The organism is Paraburkholderia sp. GAS33, assembly GCF_050436645.1.
Lineage (GTDB): Bacteria > Pseudomonadota > Gammaproteobacteria > Burkholderiales > Burkholderiaceae > Paraburkholderia > Paraburkholderia phenazinium_B.
In genome coordinates this window covers 261054-278635 of sequence record NZ_JBNDMP010000006.1, presented here as the reverse complement: position 1 = coordinate 278635, position 17582 = coordinate 261054, and the positions used below count along the sequence as shown (strand labels likewise).

At 63.0% G+C, this 17582-nt stretch carries 14 protein-coding genes; 4 read left to right on the top strand and 10 right to left on the bottom strand.

Annotated elements, in window-relative coordinates; all coding sequences use genetic code 11:
- Positions 1 to 79 precede the first annotated feature (79 nt).
- Positions 80 to 1138 carry a HoxN/HupN/NixA family nickel/cobalt transporter gene (locus P3T24_RS20705; RefSeq protein WP_429437304.1) on the top strand — a complete coding sequence of 353 codons (1059 nt, stop codon included), beginning with the start codon at positions 80 to 82 and terminating at the stop codon, positions 1136 to 1138.
- A 28-nt stretch (positions 1139 to 1166) separates the two neighbouring features.
- Here the strand turns inward: P3T24_RS20705 and P3T24_RS20700 are convergent, their stop codons facing one another.
- Complete coding sequence (locus P3T24_RS20700) at positions 1167 to 2705, bottom strand: cobyric acid synthase (RefSeq protein WP_429437302.1); 1539 nt, start codon at positions 2703 to 2705, stop codon at positions 1167 to 1169.
- A gap of 134 nt (positions 2706 to 2839) precedes the next feature.
- Here P3T24_RS20700 and cobD point away from each other — a divergent pair, with 134 nt between their 5' ends.
- The 3 genes from cobD to P3T24_RS20685 are packed head-to-tail and all read left to right on the top strand — an operon-like array spanning position 2840 to position 5210.
- Positions 2840 to 3928, top strand: a complete 1089-nt coding sequence (cobD, locus tag P3T24_RS20695) for a threonine-phosphate decarboxylase CobD (RefSeq protein ID WP_429437300.1) — start codon at positions 2840 to 2842, stop codon at positions 3926 to 3928.
- Positions 3904 to 4374: a BON domain-containing protein gene (locus P3T24_RS20690; RefSeq protein WP_429437297.1), complete on the top strand. Its 471-nt coding sequence runs from the start codon at positions 3904 to 3906 to the stop codon at positions 4372 to 4374. Before cobD ends, P3T24_RS20690 begins: the two co-directional genes overlap by 25 nt.
- Positions 4299 to 5210 carry a LysR family transcriptional regulator gene (locus P3T24_RS20685; RefSeq protein WP_429437294.1) on the top strand — a complete coding sequence of 304 codons (912 nt, stop codon included), beginning with the start codon at positions 4299 to 4301 and terminating at the stop codon, positions 5208 to 5210. Before P3T24_RS20690 ends, P3T24_RS20685 begins: the two co-directional genes overlap by 76 nt.
- Positions 5211 to 5249: 39 nt before the next feature.
- On the opposite strand, the gene P3T24_RS20680 is transcribed toward P3T24_RS20685, so the two are convergent.
- The 9 genes from P3T24_RS20680 to P3T24_RS20640 form a co-directional block, all read right to left on the bottom strand.
- A complete protein-coding gene (locus P3T24_RS20680) occupies positions 5250 to 6641 on the bottom strand; it encodes an MFS transporter (protein WP_429437292.1) in 1392 nt (463 codons plus the stop codon).
- Positions 6642 to 6734: 93 nt separating this feature from the next.
- A complete protein-coding gene (locus P3T24_RS20675; RefSeq protein WP_429437289.1) occupies positions 6735 to 8468 on the bottom strand; it encodes a GMC family oxidoreductase in 1734 nt (577 codons plus the stop codon).
- Between the two features lie 39 nt (positions 8469 to 8507).
- Positions 8508 to 9314 carry an enoyl-CoA hydratase/isomerase family protein gene (locus P3T24_RS20670; protein WP_429437287.1) on the bottom strand — a complete coding sequence of 269 codons (807 nt, stop codon included), beginning with the start codon at positions 9312 to 9314 and terminating at the stop codon, positions 8508 to 8510.
- Complete coding sequence (locus P3T24_RS20665) at positions 9311 to 10885, bottom strand: AMP-binding protein (protein ID WP_429437284.1); 1575 nt, start codon at positions 10883 to 10885, stop codon at positions 9311 to 9313. Before P3T24_RS20665 ends, P3T24_RS20670 begins: the two co-directional genes overlap by 4 nt.
- Positions 10878 to 11414 (bottom strand): (2Fe-2S)-binding protein, encoded by a 537-nt coding sequence (locus P3T24_RS20660; protein ID WP_429437282.1) that lies wholly within the window; start codon positions 11412 to 11414, stop codon positions 10878 to 10880. Before P3T24_RS20660 ends, P3T24_RS20665 begins: the two co-directional genes overlap by 8 nt.
- The gene (locus tag P3T24_RS20655) at positions 11411 to 12232 is read right to left on the bottom strand and encodes an FAD binding domain-containing protein (RefSeq protein WP_429437280.1); all 822 of its coding nucleotides are present in this window, start codon (positions 12230 to 12232) and stop codon (positions 11411 to 11413) included. The genes P3T24_RS20660 and P3T24_RS20655 overlap by 4 nt, the downstream gene beginning before the upstream one ends.
- Positions 12229 to 15276, bottom strand: a complete 3048-nt coding sequence (locus P3T24_RS20650) for a xanthine dehydrogenase family protein molybdopterin-binding subunit (protein ID WP_429437278.1) — start codon at positions 15274 to 15276, stop codon at positions 12229 to 12231. The genes P3T24_RS20655 and P3T24_RS20650 overlap by 4 nt, the downstream gene beginning before the upstream one ends.
- Complete coding sequence (locus tag P3T24_RS20645; RefSeq protein WP_074267785.1) at positions 15273 to 15893, bottom strand: UbiX family flavin prenyltransferase; 621 nt, start codon at positions 15891 to 15893, stop codon at positions 15273 to 15275. The genes P3T24_RS20650 and P3T24_RS20645 overlap by 4 nt, the downstream gene beginning before the upstream one ends.
- Positions 15886 to 17382 (bottom strand): UbiD family decarboxylase, encoded by a 1497-nt coding sequence (locus P3T24_RS20640; RefSeq protein ID WP_429437275.1) that lies wholly within the window; start codon positions 17380 to 17382, stop codon positions 15886 to 15888. The genes P3T24_RS20645 and P3T24_RS20640 overlap by 8 nt, the downstream gene beginning before the upstream one ends.
- Positions 17383 to 17582: the final 200 nt, after the last annotated feature.

Sequence of the window (17582 nt, the reverse complement as noted above, 5' to 3'; positions counted from 1 at the left end):
GGGATGTCCGAGTCGCCAAGTATCCGTTTGCGCGAATGGATACCTGCTGTAAGGACAGCCCGAACCTCAGGATTCTTGCATGTCCATCACGTACTCAAGGTCAGTTCCAACTGACGCATTGCGCTATCGGCTGATTGCCATCTACAGCGTCCTCGCTTTATTCAACGTCGGCAGCTGGATCTGGGCCTTCATAGCCTTCCACGGTCACCCGCTGTTACTGGGCACCGGCCTGGTCGCCTACGGCTTCGGTTTGCGCCATGCAGTCGATGCCGATCACATCGCCGCCATCGATAACGTCACACGCAAACTGATGCAGGATGGCCGGCGGCCCGTCACGGTCGGTTTCTTCTTTGCCATCGGTCACTCGGCCGTGGTTTTGCTGGTAGCGGCAGCGGTTGCCGCTACGGCCTCTGCGCTCGAAAGCCGGTTCGAATCCTGGCAAAACGTCGGCGGCATGATCTCGACCAGCGTCTCAGCGATCTTCCTGTTTTTGATCGCGGCCATGAACCTGATCATCCTACGCGGCGTGTGGCGGGCGTTCAAGAAAGTAAAGCGTGGTGAGCCGTACGATCAGGACGATCTCGACCTCTTACTCAACAGTCGCGGCTTGCTCGCACGGATGTTCCGGCCGCTGTTCAAGCTTGTATCGAACTCATTGTGGATGTTGCCGCTCGGCTTTCTGTTCGGCCTGGGTTTCGATACCGCGACCGAAGTCAGCCTGCTCGGCATCTCGGCACACCAGGCATCTCAAGGGTTGTCGATCTGGATCGTGCTGGTGTTTCCGGTACTCTTCGCCGCAGGCATGACACTGATCGACACCACCGACGGGATCCTGATGCTTGGTGCCTATGAATGGGCGTTCGTGCGACCGATCCGCAAGCTTTACTACAACCTCACGATTACGCTGGTCTCTGTGCTCGTCGCGGTCGTGATAGGCGGTATCGAGGCGCTGGGGATGATTGCCGACCAGATCAGGCAGAAGGGCCTGTTCTGGCAGACCGTCGATACGTTGAACGAGAATTTCAACAACCTCGGCTTCGTCATCATTGGCATCTTCATCGTCTCCTGGGTCCTGTCGTTCCTGATTTACCGGATCAAGGGCTACGACAAACTCGAAGCGCATCTGCATGCGCAATAAGCGCTCAGTTGAGCTGGGTCGGCTGGAGTCAGGGTGACGCGTCCGCACGCTTGCCGATAGCGGCGAACACCCGAGCCAGGTCGAGGTGCTCCTCGAGCGTATCGGCGAGCCGGTCGAGCGACGCGTCCCGCAACGCCGGATAATCAAATGCTTGCGAACCGGCCAGCCCCGCCCACGCGAGCAAGGCACTGCAGGAGGCCGACGTGTCGAACAGCCCGTGCACATAAGTGGCGAGAATCTGCCCGTCAGCCGACATTGCACCATCGGGACGTGTACCGTTCCCGTCCGACTGATCCGCTACGAGGTACAAAGCCGGCGCAGCAAGCGCGGGGCCGTGGGTTTCGCCCATGTGAATCTCGTAGCCGCAAACGTCCGGCGAACCGTTCAACGTCAGGGCGCCCGTGACGTTCCTGAGTATCTTCTCGCGTGTGATGACGGTCTCGTAATCGAGCCAGCCGAGACCCTTCGTGGTACCCGGCTGGCCCTCCACGCCGTGCGGGTCGCTCAGCGATTGGCCGAGCATCTGCATGCCTCCGCAGATACCGATCACCCGGCCGCCATAACGCAAATGCCGACGCAGCACTTCTTCCCAACCGTTGTCGCGCAGCCAGGCCAGATCTCCACGCACATTCTTGGAGCCGGGCAAAATCACCAGATCCGCGGGCGGCGGCGGAATACCCGCAAGCGCATAGCTGAAATCGACCTGCGGGTGCGCGCGGAGCGCATCGAAATCCGTGTGATTGCTGATATGCGGCAATGCCGGCACGACCACCCGCAGAGACTGCACGGCATCGGCCGCACCGCTATGCGCCAGACGCGGCAGCATGTCTTCGGCGTCGAGCGCCAATCCGTGCAGATACGGCACCACCCCCAGTACCGGCTTGCCTGTACGTGCCTCCAGCCAGTCAAGCCCAGGCTTCAGCAGACCTGGATCGCCTCGAAACCGGTTGATGACGAAACCGCAGACCCTTGCGCGTTCGGATTCGGACAGGCATTCGAGCGTACCGAGCAGATGCGCGAACACACCGCCGCGATCGATATCGGCCACCAACAGCACCGGGCAATCGACCGCTTCAGCAAAGCCCATGTTGGCGATGTCGTTCGCACGCAGATTGATCTCCGCCGGGCTGCCCGCCCCTTCCACCAGAATCGTGTCGTACTGCTTCTGCAGGCGCGCGTAAGATTCGAGCACGGCCTTGAAGGCCAGCGGTTTATAGTCGTGATAGGCGCGCGCATCAAGATTCATTCGTGCTTTGCCATGCACGATCACCTGCGCACCACGATCGCTGGTCGGCTTGAGGAGCACCGGGTTCAGGTCAGTATGCGCGGGAATGCCGGCCGCAATCGCCTGCAGCGCCTGTGCGCGGCCAATCTCGCCCCCATCGATCGTGACTGCGCTGTTGAGCGCCATGTTCTGTGGCTTGAACGGCGCTACCCGTCCGCCGCGGCGCGACACCAGCCGGCACAGACCGGCGACCAGCGTGCTCTTGCCTGCATCGGAGGTTGTACCCTGGATCATCAGCGTGCCGCCAGGCACAGCCGGTGCGAAATCGTTCGGAACAGTCATCAGGAAACTGAGGCTCGATCAAAAATGGATGAGTTGGGGCACACAACGCAATTTGCAGAGGTGCGAGAGACATCACACGGTTTACGATTATCCCATTGCCACCGTTGCGTCACCCCTGTCGATACAATCACGACATGATTTCACCCAACCCTACACTCGTCCCCGGCGTAATCGTGCATGGTGGCAATCTGCGCGAAGCCGTGCGGCGCTACGGTATCAGTTTTGACGCGTGGCTCGATCTGTCGACCGGTATCAATCCGCACGCCTATCCGGTGCCCCCCATTCCTGCCGAGATATGGCGCCGCCTGCCCGACGATGGCGATGGCCTGCTCGCCGATGCCGCGCGGTACTATGGCGCGCCGAGTTCCGACCATATAACGTCAGTGGCGGGTAGCCAGGCAGCCATCCGGGCGCTGCCCGAACTGCTTCGGCGCGGAGTCGCCGCGGTTGCTCCGCTAACCTATGGCGAATATGCCCCTGCGTTCGAGCGCGCGGGCCACACCGTCGTGCCACTCGACATCGACGACGATGTGTTGCCCTGCGGCGTCAACCACGCGGTCGTCGTCACGCCCAACAATCCGACAACGAAGCAAGTGGACCCGCACCGTCTGTTGCAGTGGCATGCGCAACTTTCGGCGGTCGGCGGCACGCTGATCGTGGATGAAACGTTCGGTGACGCACTGCCTGCGGAGACATGCTCGTCGATGGCAGCGTATGTCGATCGCGAGGGACTCGTGGTCCTGCGCTCACCGGGAAAATTCTTCGGACTCGCCGGAGCGCGTTGCGGCTTCGCGCTGGGCCGGCCCGAGTTACTTGCAGCGCTACGCCTCCATCTCGGCGCCTGGACCGTCAACGGACCCGCCCGCCATGCAGTGGCACACGCGTTCCGCGACCATGCGTGGCAACATCAGATGCGTATGCTACTTGCGTCTGAAAGCGCACGGCTTGTAGCGTTGCTGCAGGCTCACGGCCTGGTCGCACTGAGCACTCCCCTGTTTGCCTGGTTGCCGGATCCACGTGCAGAGGCACTGCACCAGGGGCTCGCCCGGCAAGGGATCTGGACGCGCTATTTTTCGGCTATCCCCAGCGTGCGCTTCGGGCTACCCGGGTTGGAGCAAGAGTGGGCACGGCTCGAGCTGGCTCTTGCCCGGACCATGGACGAACTCTCGAAGTCAACAAACGGCCCGATCCGGAAATCGTGCGCGAGATCATTGCCGGACTGAAGGCCGAGCTGCCTTATGCGGCGGACGACATCAAGGCGGTCGTCAGGGACGGACACGTGACGCTGAAGGGTGAAGTCGAATGGGACTACCAGCGCTGCCGAACGGCCGACCACACCGAGGGATTCACGTTTGCTGTCGCGCTGATACAGCCTGCTCCACCCAGTTCGATCGCTTCAGGAAGAAAGGTTTCGCTTGCCGGGCAAACGTCGAAATTGTTGTCGCTGAATGTCGTGAGCATTGCCCAGTGGACACATCCTGCGCCGTTTGCTCGAGACACCCTGTACGTTCAATGCATCGCCTGCCACGTATCTGCGGGCACGCAAGCGATTACACTCGAAGCTTCAACCCTACACGCTGCGCTTCCTGGCTTATGGATCTCAAGCAAATCCAATATTTCATCGCCCTTTTCGAGGACGGCTCGGTCACGCGCGCGGCAAAGCGGCTGAACATGGTGCAGCCCGCGCTCAGCATGCAGATCTCGAAGATTGAAGCGGAACTGAACCAGAAGCTCTTCGAACGCGGCCCGCACGGCATGACGCCCACTGACGCGGCGCGTCTCATGTATCGCCTGTATACGCCGATCATGCGCGACATCGACCATGCACGCGAGCAATTGAGCCAGCGCGATGTGATCGTCACCGGCCGGGTCTCGCTTGGCATGGTCGCGTCCGAGGCGCAAAGCGTTTTGCCTGAATCGCTCGCGAAGTTCAACGCGCTGTTTCCGCAAGTGGAAGTCTCGGTGGCTGACGGGTTCAGCGCGCAGTTGATCGACGCCGTTGAAGCGGGCCGGCTGGATGCGGCCATCATCAACAAACCGCGCGGGCGCCTCTCACTCGATGTGGTGCCGCTGCTCGACGAAGAGATGGTGTTCGTGACGAGTGCCACGCACGGCGTCGAATTGCCCGCGGAAATCGACCTCGCCCATCTACCTGCCGTCGAACTGGTGCTGCCGACGCGGCGCAACGGCCTGCGCGGCGTGCTCGATGCGGAATTGATGGCGGCCGATATCGTCATCAAGCCGACGTTCGAAATCGACCTGTTGAGCACGATTGTGCAGTTCGTCGAGCAGAGTCAGGTGGCGACGATCCTGCCGCGTGTTGTCGTGCAGCGCGAGGTCGACGAAGGCCTGCTGCGCGCCTATCCCATCGTCTCGCCGCCGATCGTGCGGCACATCATTCGCGTGAGCCATCCGAAGCGGCCTATCGGTCCGGCAGCGCACGCGCTGATCGAAATCATCACAGACGAGATTCGCCGAGTGACGACCGGTGTGTCTGTGCGCTGACGTACTTCATGGGCGCTCGCCCAACGCCCTCAGCATGCCTTAAACCGCTTCGCGGGAAGCAGTTTTGTCGAGCTTGCCGCGCGTCTCAGGCACGACAAACGCGCCGGCGAGGAAGATCACGCTGATCACGCCCACGAAGATCGCCAGCGTCAGCGGCAACTCGCTTGCGTCTTTGGCCACAAGCGACACGGCGGTCGGCATCATGCCGCCAATGGCAAAGCCAATGTTCCAGGAGAGGCCCGTGCCGGTCGCGCGAATCGCCGTCGGAAACCGTTCGTTCAGGAAGATCAGGATCGGCGCATAGCCCGCGCTACCGAGCGCGCTCAACACTACCGCATAGACGCCGATCATCGTAATGCTCTGCGCGGTAGGCAGCAGCAGGCACAGTGCGGGCAACGCAAACAGCCGGATCAGGCCAATCCATATGAATGTGCTCTTGCGGCCGATGAAGGTGCTGAGATGTCCAGCCGCGACTGACGCAATCACGACGCCGATGCTGGAGATCATCAGGATCGCAGCCGCCGAGCCATTCGGCACGTGGCTGACCACCTTCAGCACGGTCGGCAGATAGCCTGAGGTCAGGTAGTAGCCGCTGCCACCGCCGATGGTCAGCAACAGGTTCACGAACAGGATCGAGCGATAGTCCCTGGAAAATAGCGTGCGCAGCGGCGAGCGCACAACCTCGGCGGGCGCGTTGCTGATGCCGCCGCGTGAAGCAATCGCAGCCGCTTTGGCGGCCTTCTCGGCCGCGAGTTTTTTCCACAGCGGCGACTCTTCGAGACTGTTGAAGACAAAGAGTCCGAGCATCGAACTGATGATTCCGGTGAAAAACATGCAGCGCCACCCCCACACATCGAACTGCTCACCCGGGAACAACGCCGACATCGCAAGGAAGGTGAGCGAAGCCAGCAACGCGCCTAGTCCCGCTCCGCCACCGCCAATCAGACCCGACACCGCGCCGCGATACCTCGGCGCCACGGACTCAGTGCCGATGGTATGCGTCGAGGCGACCACGCCGCCCACGAACACACCCTGCACGAGACGCAGGACGACAAACAGCAGTGGCGCAACCATCCCCACCTGGGCGACGGTCGGCAGCAGGCCGAAGGCCGCGGTCGACAGCCCGACGCCGACGACTGCAAAGATCATTGCCCCTTTGCGACCATGCCGGTCAGCGTACGAGCCGAACCACGCCGAGCCGAGCGGCCGCATGAACAGCGTCACCGCGAACGACGCATAGACCGCGGCAAGCGACAACATTGCATGTTCGGACGGAAAGAACAGTCGCCCCACGACCGGGGCCACATAGAGCAGCACGAACAGGTCGAACAAGTCGAGCGCCCATCCCAGACACGAGGCAAACACTGCGCCCATCACCTGTTTCTGGTCGACTGCGGGTAAGGCGGCTCCATTTTGTGCGGCTACGGACATCTCCATCTCCTTGAAGGTTACCGGCTTCTCTTTTGAGCGGACCGGTGTCAGGCACGCTTGATATGCGTGCTCTTGTTGCGTGAAGGAAATCAGTCAGCAAGGCGACGCCGCAGTCGGGACCGTATCCCGCTCTCCGCGCTGGCATCGCTTCATGACCATCGCGTCGGCAATCTTCTCGGCGATCATGATGGTCGGAATGTTCGTATTGGCCGACGGCAGGCGCGGCATCAGCGACGCATCGACGACGCGTAATCGTTGCGCGCCGTGTACACGGCCTTCGGTGTCGGTGACGGCGCTCCGTTCGCCGGCCTCGCCCATGCGGCAGGTGCCGCTTGCGTGCCACACGCCGAACACGTTGGCGCGAATGAAATCGTGCAGCATGTGCTCGTCGGCGAGCAGCGCGGCCATCTGCTGGCCACGGGAAAAGAAGCGTTCAATCAGCACACGGCGGATCGGTGCAGGTGTGTCGAGCAACAGGCCGGCGAGCGAGGTCAGCATGGCGTTGCTTTTGCCGACGCGGCTCAATGCCTTCACACGCGGCGAAAAAGTAGCGGGGAAAAAGTCGCGCTGATCCTGACTCAGTCCCGACGCTGCGACCACTTTCGCCAGCATGCGCACCCCCGCGGCGAGCCGTTTGAGATCGCGCTCGTCATCGAGCAGATTGAGCTCGACGTGCGGCGCGACTGCCGGATCGGGCGACACCAGTTGAACATGACCGCGCGAATGCGGACGATTGCACCACAGGAAAAACAGGCCGAGCCGGTTACCCAATGCATGCCACGCGGCACGCGTCGCGCTCGACAGATACAGGTCGGAGGCCTCGCAATCCACCACGCCCGAGGTAAAGCGGGCCGCCGTCATACTCGCCCGGCGTCTCGCGAGCGGCATGCGGAAGCCGCGCTCGAGAAAATGGCAAAAGGTCAACGACGGATGATCCTGCAGATTGCGGCCGACGCCAGGCAGATTGACCACGCATTCAATGCCGAGCGAAGCAAGCGCGCCCTGCTCGCCGATTCCGGCACGCATCAACAGCGCGGGCGATTGCAATGCCCCGGCGCACAACACAACCTCACCGGCATCGAAGCGCAGGCGTTCGCCGTTCTCTGCCACCGCGATCACTCCTTGCGCCGCTGCCCCATCCATCACGATGCGTTCGACGCGTAACTGCGCATAGATGCTCAGATTGGGCCGCTTGCGCGTTGGCGCGTCGAGATAGCCCGCCGCCGCAGACACGCGCTTGTCGTGCCGGTTCGAAAAGGCGCCCGGGAACAGTCCATCGCCGAACTCGCCGTTCTGATCCTGCAAGGTGGCGAAGCCATTGGCACGCAGGCCATCGGCAAACGCATGACAGAACGGCGGCCAATCCTCCGGCATGATGCGGCGAATCGCTATCGGACCCTCGCCGCCATGCAAGGCACTTTGCGGAAAATTCTCGTCGCATTCGAGCTTGCAGAAATACGGCAGGACGTCCCGCCAGGCCCAGCCCGGCGCACCGTTCGCAGCCCAGTCGTCGTAATCGCGCGGCAGCCCGCGGTTGGCCGATTGCACATTGATGCTCGAACCGCCGCCCATTACACGGCCCTGTTCATAGACGCGTGGCGCGGCTTGCCGGGTGGCACGCGCTTTCAGATCGGGCCAGATATACGTATCGCCGCAGAAAACCGGCATCGGATAACTGTCGAGAATCTCCGCGGGCTCGGTGCCCGGCAGCGTATCCACGCCCGCCTCGATCAACGCGACCCGAACCGACGACACGGCCGAGAGCCGATGCGCGAGCACGCATCCGGCCGAGCCGCCGCCGACGATCACGTAATCGAAACGCTCCATGCCTCGCTCCTCCGCTATGTCTTTTTTTGATCGTGGTCCTTAGCTTCCGCGAAACACCGGCTTGCGCTTGCCATGAAACGCTTCAACGCCCTCGCGGAAATCGTTGGAGGTGCGCAGACGGCTATAGCAATGCCCTTCCAGTTCGATTGCGATGGACAGCGGCGCGTCTTCGGTGTCGTTCAGGAGCTTCTTCGCGGTACGTTGTGCCAGCGGCGAGAAAGCGCGCAGCTCATCGACGAGTGCGTCGGTTGCCGCTTCGAGTTGTGCATCGGGCACGCACTCCACGGCGATACCCCACTCGTAAGCTTGCTTGCCAGGAATGCGACGCGAGCGCATCACGATGTCTTTGGTGCGGCCAATGCCGACCATCTGCTGCAGACGCGCGGAGCCACCCGAGCCCGGAATCTGGCCGAGCTTCTGCTCCGGCAGCGCGTAGAACGTCGTATCCGTGGCGATACGGAAATCGCAAGCCAGCGACAATTCGAAGCCCACACCAAAGCAGAAACCGCGGTTCGCTGCGATCACAGGTTTTGAGCACCGGGCAGGCGCTGCGATATTCCATGCCAATTTCGACACATGTTCCGGCGATGCTTCGAGAAAGCCCTTGATATCGCCGCCACTAGAGAAGTGTTCGCCAATGGCGCGTACGACGATCACCCGCACGCGCTCGTCTTCATCGAGCGCTTCGAACGCGGCGCGCAACTGGTCGCGGGCATGCATTGAAATGACGTTGAACGGCGGGCGATGCAGGATGATGTCGGCGCGCTCACGTGCGGCATCGATCTCGATCGAGAAGCCATCGAGCTCCTGAAGCAGCGTCTGGCCGCGATGGGTCAAGTCAGTCATTTCGGATACTCCTTGGTGGTATGAACAGGTTGTGCAACGGGCTCGCGGTCGTCGAGCACGTACTCGCCGGCAGAGAGCTTGCGGCGCAGAATCTTGCCTACCGGCGACTTCGGAATGTCGTCGACAAACACGTAGTCGCGCGGCCGTTTGAAATTGACCAGATCAGAGGTTCGGCAGTAGGCGTCGAGCGTTTGCGCGTCGACGTATTCGCGGCGCTTGATGAAAGCCACCACACGCTGACCCCAGCGTTCGTCCTTGATGCCGGTCACGGCGACTTCGTCGACGGCCGGATGCAGCGACAGCACCGACTCGATATCGACCGGCGAGATGTTTTCGCCGCCGCTGATGATCATGTCGTCGACGCGGCCCGTGACGAACAGCTCGCCGTCGGCGTCGAAATAGCCCGTGTCACCGGTGAAATACCAACCGTCGTGGAGCGACTTCGCGTTGGCGTCGGGGCGGTTCCAATAGCCCTCAAAGGCTTCGTCGCCGAGCAGGTCCGCGACGATCTGGCCTTCTTCGTGGACTTGCGCGAGCTGGTCCGGCGAGCGTGCGTCGAGTTTCACGACCCGCAAGCGCGTGTTGATACCGGCGCGTCCTGCGCAGCCCGGTTTCCTGGTGGCGTCCTGTTCGATGCTGAACGTGTACACCTCCGACGAGCCGTAGTGATTGACGAACAGCTCGGGCTTGAACGCCTGCTGCAGACGCTTGAGCAGGCCGTCGCTCATCGGCGCGCCAGCGAAACCGAGCTTCGTCACCGTGGACGTGCCGGTGCTGGCGAAGCCCGGATCGGCGAGCAGATCGTGATAAAGCGTCGGCACGAGATACAGACACGAGAGCCGGTACGCGGCGATCGAATCGAGCGCGAGCCGCGCGTTCCAGCGGCGCACGCAGACGAACAGGCCATCGACCAGCGCCATCGCCAGCAGCGAGCGCACGCCCATCGTGTGGTAAAGCGGCATCACGCCGAGCGTGCGTTCGCCATGCCGATAGAGGTTCTGCGCAACGTGCGCAAGCGCCGCGGCACGCTCATGCCGGTGGCGGCGCGGCACGCCTTTTGCCTTGCCGGTCGTGCCGGAGGTATAGAGGATCAGCGAGTAGTCGTCGGCGGTGGCATGGACCGCTTCGCCGGTATGTGCGCGCTCGACGAGCAGCGCGTCGAATGTGGCCGTGCAGCCGGGCACCCCGTCGAGTCCGATGCGCGGCAGCCTCTGCGCGGCGGGACTCTGGCTCACAGCGTCAGCGCATACCGGTTCGTAGACGATAGCCTTGACGCCCGCGTCGGTCACGCAGTAATCGAGTTCTTCGGGCTTGGCGCGCCAGTTCAGCGGCACGATGACGATGCCCGCGAACTGGCAGGCCCAGTGCAGCGTCGCCATTTCCCAGCGGTTTTGCAGCACCGCCAGCAAACGATCCCCACGTGCGAGACCGAACTCGCGCAAACCGTCGGCCACGTTGAGAATGACGCGATGCCACGCTGCGTACGTTAGCTCCAGTTCGCCATCCACGAGCGCCAGCGCATTCGGACTGCGTTCAACGCATTGCAGAAACGTTCGGCCGAGATCAAGCATGGACGGCCTCCGGGCTTTCGTTGCGCTGCTTGCGGCGCGCAGCTACGTCCAGCACGGCCGCGACGATCGGCGTATAGCCCGTACAGCGGCACAGATGACCTGAGAGCATCTCGCGCACCTGTTCCTCAGTCGGATCCGGCACACGTTGCAGATAGTCCGCGCACGACATCAGAATGCCCGCCGTGCAAAACCCGCACTGTAACGCGTGATGCCGCTGGAAGGCCTGCTGCAGATCGCCGAGCGTCTGATCGGGCGCGAGGCCCTCCACGGTATCGACACGCCGCCCTTGCACCTGCACGGCCAGCATCAGGCACGAACGCGCCGCGACACCGTCGATATGTACCGTACACGCGCCGCACACCCCATGTTCGCAGCCGACGTGGGTGCCGGTCGCACCCAGTTCGTGGCGGATGAAATCCGACAGCAGGTCGCGCGTCTCGCACAGACCGCTGCGTGCGCGGCCATTGAGCGTCAGCGCGACGCGCTGCGTTTCGCCCTGCCGCATGGTATTGCTTGATGCCTTGCTCACTTCGCCTCCTCGATCACGCGCCATCCGAGTTGCCGGACCAGATGCCGGCGGTATTTCGCGCTGATATGCGCGTCGTCCTGCGCGCCCAGCTTCCAGCTCAAATCGTTCAATGCGCCGCGCAGATCATCGCCCTGCAGGTGCGGCCAGCGTTCGACGACCGGCCGGTCCGCCACACCGCCCACCGCGAGGCTGATGGAGTCAGGCGTCACGACTGCTGCGCAGGCCACCATGGCGAAGTCACCGTGCCGTGCCGAGAACTCCGTAAAGCCATAGCGTTCGCCCGGCTTTTTAAGCGGGAAGCGGACCGATTCGACCAGTTCGTCCGGCGCGCGTGCCGTCATCAACATGCCCTGAAAGAAATCCTTGGCGGCCAGTACACGCTTTTTCTTCTTCGAGCGCAGCACCACCTCGCCGCCCAGCGCAGTAAGCACCAGCGGCAATTCCGCGCTCGGATCGGCGTGCGCAATCGAGCCGCAGACCGTGCCGCGGTTGCGAATCTGAAAATGCGAGATGTACGGGAAGGCCATCATCAGCAAGGGCGTTTCGTTCACCAGCCACTCGCGCCACTCGACGCTGCCCTGTGTCGCCGCCGCCCCCACCACCAGATAGCCCGCCTCGTTGTCGACGCGTACCGTGTTCAGTTCCTCGGTGCGCGAAATGTCGATCAGGAGACGCGGTTGCGCGAGCCGCATGTTGAGCACGGCCATCAGCGACTGGCCGCCTGCGAGGACGCGCGCGTCCTCGCCGGTCTCGGCCAGCGCATCGAGCGCATCCTGCGTCGTCATGGCGCGCAGATAATCGAATGGCGCCGGTTTCATGTCGTTCTCCTGAAGATCGCCAACAGGCGCGACCGCCACGATCCGCTCATTTTCAGAGGCTTGCCCGACGCCTGACGTCCAAGCGATTCGAACAATTGGCGTAACACGACCTTCGCCGCGCCCTCGAGCATGCGGCCGCCGACCGCTGCGACCTTCCCCGACACCTGCGCTTCGTAGTCGTACGAAAGCCGCGTGCCTTGCTCGGTCGCCGTCAGTTCGATCAGGCCGTTGCCGCGTGCGCTGCCTAGCGGCGAGATTCCCGCGCCGGCCAGTGTCAGCCGATGCGGCGGATCGAGATCCGATAGCCCGATTTGCGCCTCGAAGCGTGCCTTGATCATGCCCACCCCAACAGTGACATCCGCGCGGTACTGGTTGGTGTCCGTCGACTCCAGCGCATGGCAGCCCGGGATCACCTTGGCGAGCGCGTTCGGATCCATCAGCACCGCGAAGATTGCCTCGGGCGTAGCGGGTAGATCTACCGTGCCTTGCGCGGTCAGCGCCTTGCCGCCACCCGGCACGGCCGGTTTCGCGGCAGGCGCCTCACGGAGCTCCGGTCGCGATGGTTCGGGATCGTCGATGCCGATCAACGCCATCACTTTCGATGGCGTGAGCGGCAAACGGATGTCCTCCACACCGAGCGCATCGGCTACCGCGTTGGCAATGCACGGCGGCGTGCTCATGTTGTTGCCTTCGCCGAGCCCTTTCGCGCCAAGCGGCGTGAACGGCGACGGCGTTTCCAGATGCACGATGACCGGATCTGGCACCTCGCAGGTGGTTGGCATCAGATAATCGGCGAGCGTGCCCGACTGGAAGCTGCCGTCTGCACCATAACGAAACTCCTCCATCAGCGCCGCGCCCAGCCCTTGAGCGAACGCGCCGCGAATCTGGCCGTCGGCGAGCGCGGGGTTGAGCAGCTTGCCGGCGTCGTGCGCCGTCACGTAACGGTCGATGCGGATCCGGCCGGTGGCGCTATCGATTTCGACGCCGCACAAATCAAAGGCAAAACCATAGGCTGCCGAAGTATTGATGCGATCGTTTTCGTCGGGCGCGTCCATGTTTTCCGGCGTCCAGAACACGGTTTCGCGCAGTCCCGGCTCCTCGCCTTCCGGCAATAGAGCGGGCGCCCAATGCGGCGCATTGCTGGCGACACGGCCGAACGGCATCGCCTTGTCTTCGGCGCCTTTCACATAGATACGTCCGCCTTCGAAACACACTTCATCGGTCGTGCAGCCGTACTGGTTGGCGACGATCCGCGCCAGCTTGTCGCGCACCCTCACGGCAGCAAGATGAACCGTACCGGCCACCGCGCCCGCAAAACGGCTCGAATAATTGCCCGCTGCAACCGACCAGGCATCCTTGTACGTATCGAACTCGACGTTGACAACGATGTCTTGCGGCTCGATGCCGAGCACGTCCGCGACGACCTGCGCGCAGACCGTCATATGCCCTTGCCCCGCCGGAGTGGACGCCACGGTAACCACCACACCGCCCAGCAGATCGACGCTCACCGTCGCGCTCGCAATCGCGCCGCTCTTCGGCCCCGCCTTCTTGCGGGCCTCGGCGGGCATCACTGTGGTGATGTATCCCATGTTCGACACTGACGGCTCGACGATCGCCGCAAAGCCGATGCCGTAGAGGCGGCCCTCCTTGCGGGCTGCTTCACGGCGCGCAACGAGCTCGTCGTAGCCGCCCTCCGACAACGCGCGACGTAGCGCCTCCTGATAGTTGCCCGAGTCGAGCAGCGCACCGGCTGCAGCGCGATAAGGGAACGCATCCGCCGCGACAAAATTGCGCCGGTAGACCTCCAGCACATCGAGTTTCAACGTGAGCGCAATCCGTTGTATCAACCGCTCCAGCGCAAAATACACCTGCGGGCCGCCGAAGCCGCGCACGAGCCCCGTAGGTGTCTTGTTGGTTAGCACGACACGATTGCGCACCAGCAGGTTCGGGATCGCGTAGGCGCCGGTCAGGCAACCGTGCATCCGGTAGAACGTCGCGGGTTCCGGCGCGCGCAGATAGGCGCCGCAGTCTTCAAGCTGGTCGTAGGAGAGAGCGATGATCCTGCCGTCGTTTTCCACGGCGGCTTCGAGTGTCGAAAAGCGCGCCGTCGCCGAGGTGGCCGCGCTCAGATGTTCGAGCCGGTCCTCGACCCACTTCACCGGCGCGCCGGCCTTGCGCGAGGCGAGGCACATCAGGACTACATAGGGAAACACCGCCTGCTTCACGCCGAAGCTGCCGCCCGAGTCGCGCGGCGCTTTGTGACGCAGCCGGTTCGCCGGCACGTTCAGCGCCATCGCCATGACCGCGTGCAGTGAGAACGGTCCCATGAAATTCGATGTGACGTCGTAGCCTTCGTCGCCTGACAGGAACTCGGCAATCACCACACCGCATTCAATCGGCGCGCAACTGTTGCGTGGATAATGCGCCTCCAGCTTCACCCGGTGCGGCGCCTTCTCGAACGCGGCCTCGGGGTCGCCATAGCGGAAGTGGCGATCGCTGATCACATTGGTATCGACGCGCTCGTGCAGAATGGGAGCGCCGTCGCTGGCCGCCTGTTCGATTGACGTCACCGGATCGAGCAGCGTGTAGTCGACCCTGATCAGGTCGAGTGCGTCTTCCGCCAGCGCACGCGATTCCGCCAGCACGACGGCCACCGGTTCGCCGACGTAACGCACGCGGTCCATCGCCAGCGACCATTGCTCCATGGGCGACTTCACGCCGACGACGAACGGCCGCGACCATGCGCGCAGATCATCGCGGGTCAGCACAGCTCGCACGCCCGGGTGCTTCAATGCGTCTTCGGTGCGGATTGCAGCAAGTTCGGCATGCGCATGCGGCGAACGCAAGATCGCGGCATGCAGGGTGCCAGGCTTCACGCCGATGTCGTCGCCATAACGGCCGCGGCCTGTCAGGATCGCGGGGTCCTCGAGGCGCTGCATCGGGCGGCCGACGTGCCGCCGTGGTGCTGCGCCCGGAGCCGCTTCTTTCGCTTCGGCCGGAGTCCGCGGCTTGATTTCGGCGAACGCCGTATCGCGCTGGTTCATCGGTCTGTGCCCTCATCGCGGCCTGCAAATTCGTCGGCGAGGCCGCTCCAGCGGTGTGCGATCTCACGATGCTCGATGCCGAACAGATCCAGAATCCGCCCCACCGTGTGATCGACCACATCATCGATAGTCTGCGGGTGCGCGTAGAACGCCGGGACCGGCGGCATCACGATCGCGCCCATCTCGGTGGCGAGTGTCATGTTGCGCAGATGGGCCAGGTTCAACGGCGTTTCCCGCGCCACCAGCACGAGGCGGCGGCGTTCCTTGAGCATGACATCGGCGGCACGCGTCAGCAGGTTGTCGGCGAAGCCGTTCGCGACGCTCGCGAGCGTTTTCATCGAACACGGTGCAATCACCATGCCGGAGGTGAGGAACGAACCGCTCGCAACCGAGGCGCCAATATCGCGCACGTTATGGACCACGTCGGCCATGCCGTCGAGGTCGCTACGGCTGAGACCTAACTCCTGCGCGGCCGTCACCGCGCCCGAGGCCGACACGATGAGATGGGTCTCATGCGTGCCAAGCCGGCGCAGCGCGGCGAGCAAGCGCACGCCGATGACCGCGCCGCTGGCCCCGGAGAGGCCAACGACAATGCGCTCGCGCTGACGCTCAGTCATGGTGCTTGCCCACGTCAGCACCCAGATAAGCAGCGAAGCTGGCGTTGTCCGCCGCAACCAGCGCATCGAGATCGACCTTGTCCTCGCCGGGAATCCGCACGCGGGTGAACACGTGCGCCGGATACACGACCGGCCGCGTGGCGTCGAGCCCCATCTTCGCGCTCACGCCTTGCAGATGAAGCGGCGCATCCTCGGGCTGGCCGACCGTGGTGGACGGATCGAGCGGCGAGCCTTGTGCGCCCTCGATCACCACCAGATCGCGATCCGCCTGAAAACGCGTCGCCACCGCCCATTCGATTTCCGCCGGATCGTGCAGGTCCACATCGGTATCGACGACCACCACCTGCTTGATGTCGTAATGCGCGCCGAACGCGCAGAGGATCACATTCTTCGCCTCTCCTTCCCGCTTCTTGTCGAACTGGATCCACAGGTGATAGCGGCACACTCCGCCTACCGAAAGGTGCACGTCCTTCACGCCCGGATGGCTGCGCTGCAGGTGAGCGAGCAGCGTCGCCTCACGCGGAATCGCGCCGAGCAGCAGATGCTCCATTTCCGCCGGCACAATCGTATGAAAAATCGGCTTCTCGCGATGCGTGAGCGCAGTGACTTCGATCACTTCACGCGCTTCCCGTGCGCTGTAGTACTTAGGAAATTCGCCAAACGGACCTTCCGGCTCACGCACGTTGGGCAGAATGCGGCCCTCGATCACGATCTCTGCAAACGCGGGCACATGCACGCCGTTCGTCACGCATTGGACGACCGGCAACGGCATGCCGTGCAGCGCGCCGGCGATTTCCAGCTCGTCGTGATCGATCGGAGTAATTGCTTGCGAAGCGAGCATAGTCAGCGGGTCGACGCCAATGGCGACTGCCACGTCGAGCGCATCGCCCGCTTCTTCCGCGGCCTTTTGAAACGCGTACAAATGACGCGGCAGCAGCAGGATCGCCATGCGGTCCGGGCCATGCACCTGGATGCGGTTGATCGACACGTTCTGCACGCCGGTGCGCGGATTGCGCGCGATCACGAGACCCGCCGTGATATACGGGCCGTTGTCATGTTCGCTGTGCGTGGGAATGGGGAGCAACGCGCGCAGATCGATATCCTTCGTCAGCACCACCTGCTGGCACGGCGCAGCGTCGCGCGGCAAGACTTGCGACGCAACCGGCTGCCCGGCCGCTTCGCGAAATCGCGTCAGCAGTTGAGACTCAGCCACGCCCATAGCTTCAGCAATCCAGGCGCGCTTTGACATGAAGCCGCTCACGACCGGAATGTCATGGCCAGCCGGCTTCGTGAAAAACGCGGCCTGCTCGCCGTCGAGACGTTTGGCAATGGCGGCGAGTTCATGTTCGAGCGCGACGGGCTTGTCGATCGTCGCCAGACGATCCGTTCTTGCGAGATGCGCGAGCCAGTCGCGCAACGTCAGCACGCCGGATTGCGGGGCCCACGGCAAGGAAGAGGTGCCGTTCGTGACGGCATCGCGTGTGTTCATCTACGTCTCCATCAATGCCTCGCTTTGCGCCGGGGAACGGTCGCTGCGAGATATGCAATGAAGCGTAGCGAGATCGCTGTATAAGTTCTAATACTGTTTTTTGATGTTTTTAATCACTAATGCTGATATCCGTGTTAGCCCCAATGACACCCGGCTTACAAAACGATATCCATAGAACTTCCGTGTCAGGCAGGCTGGAG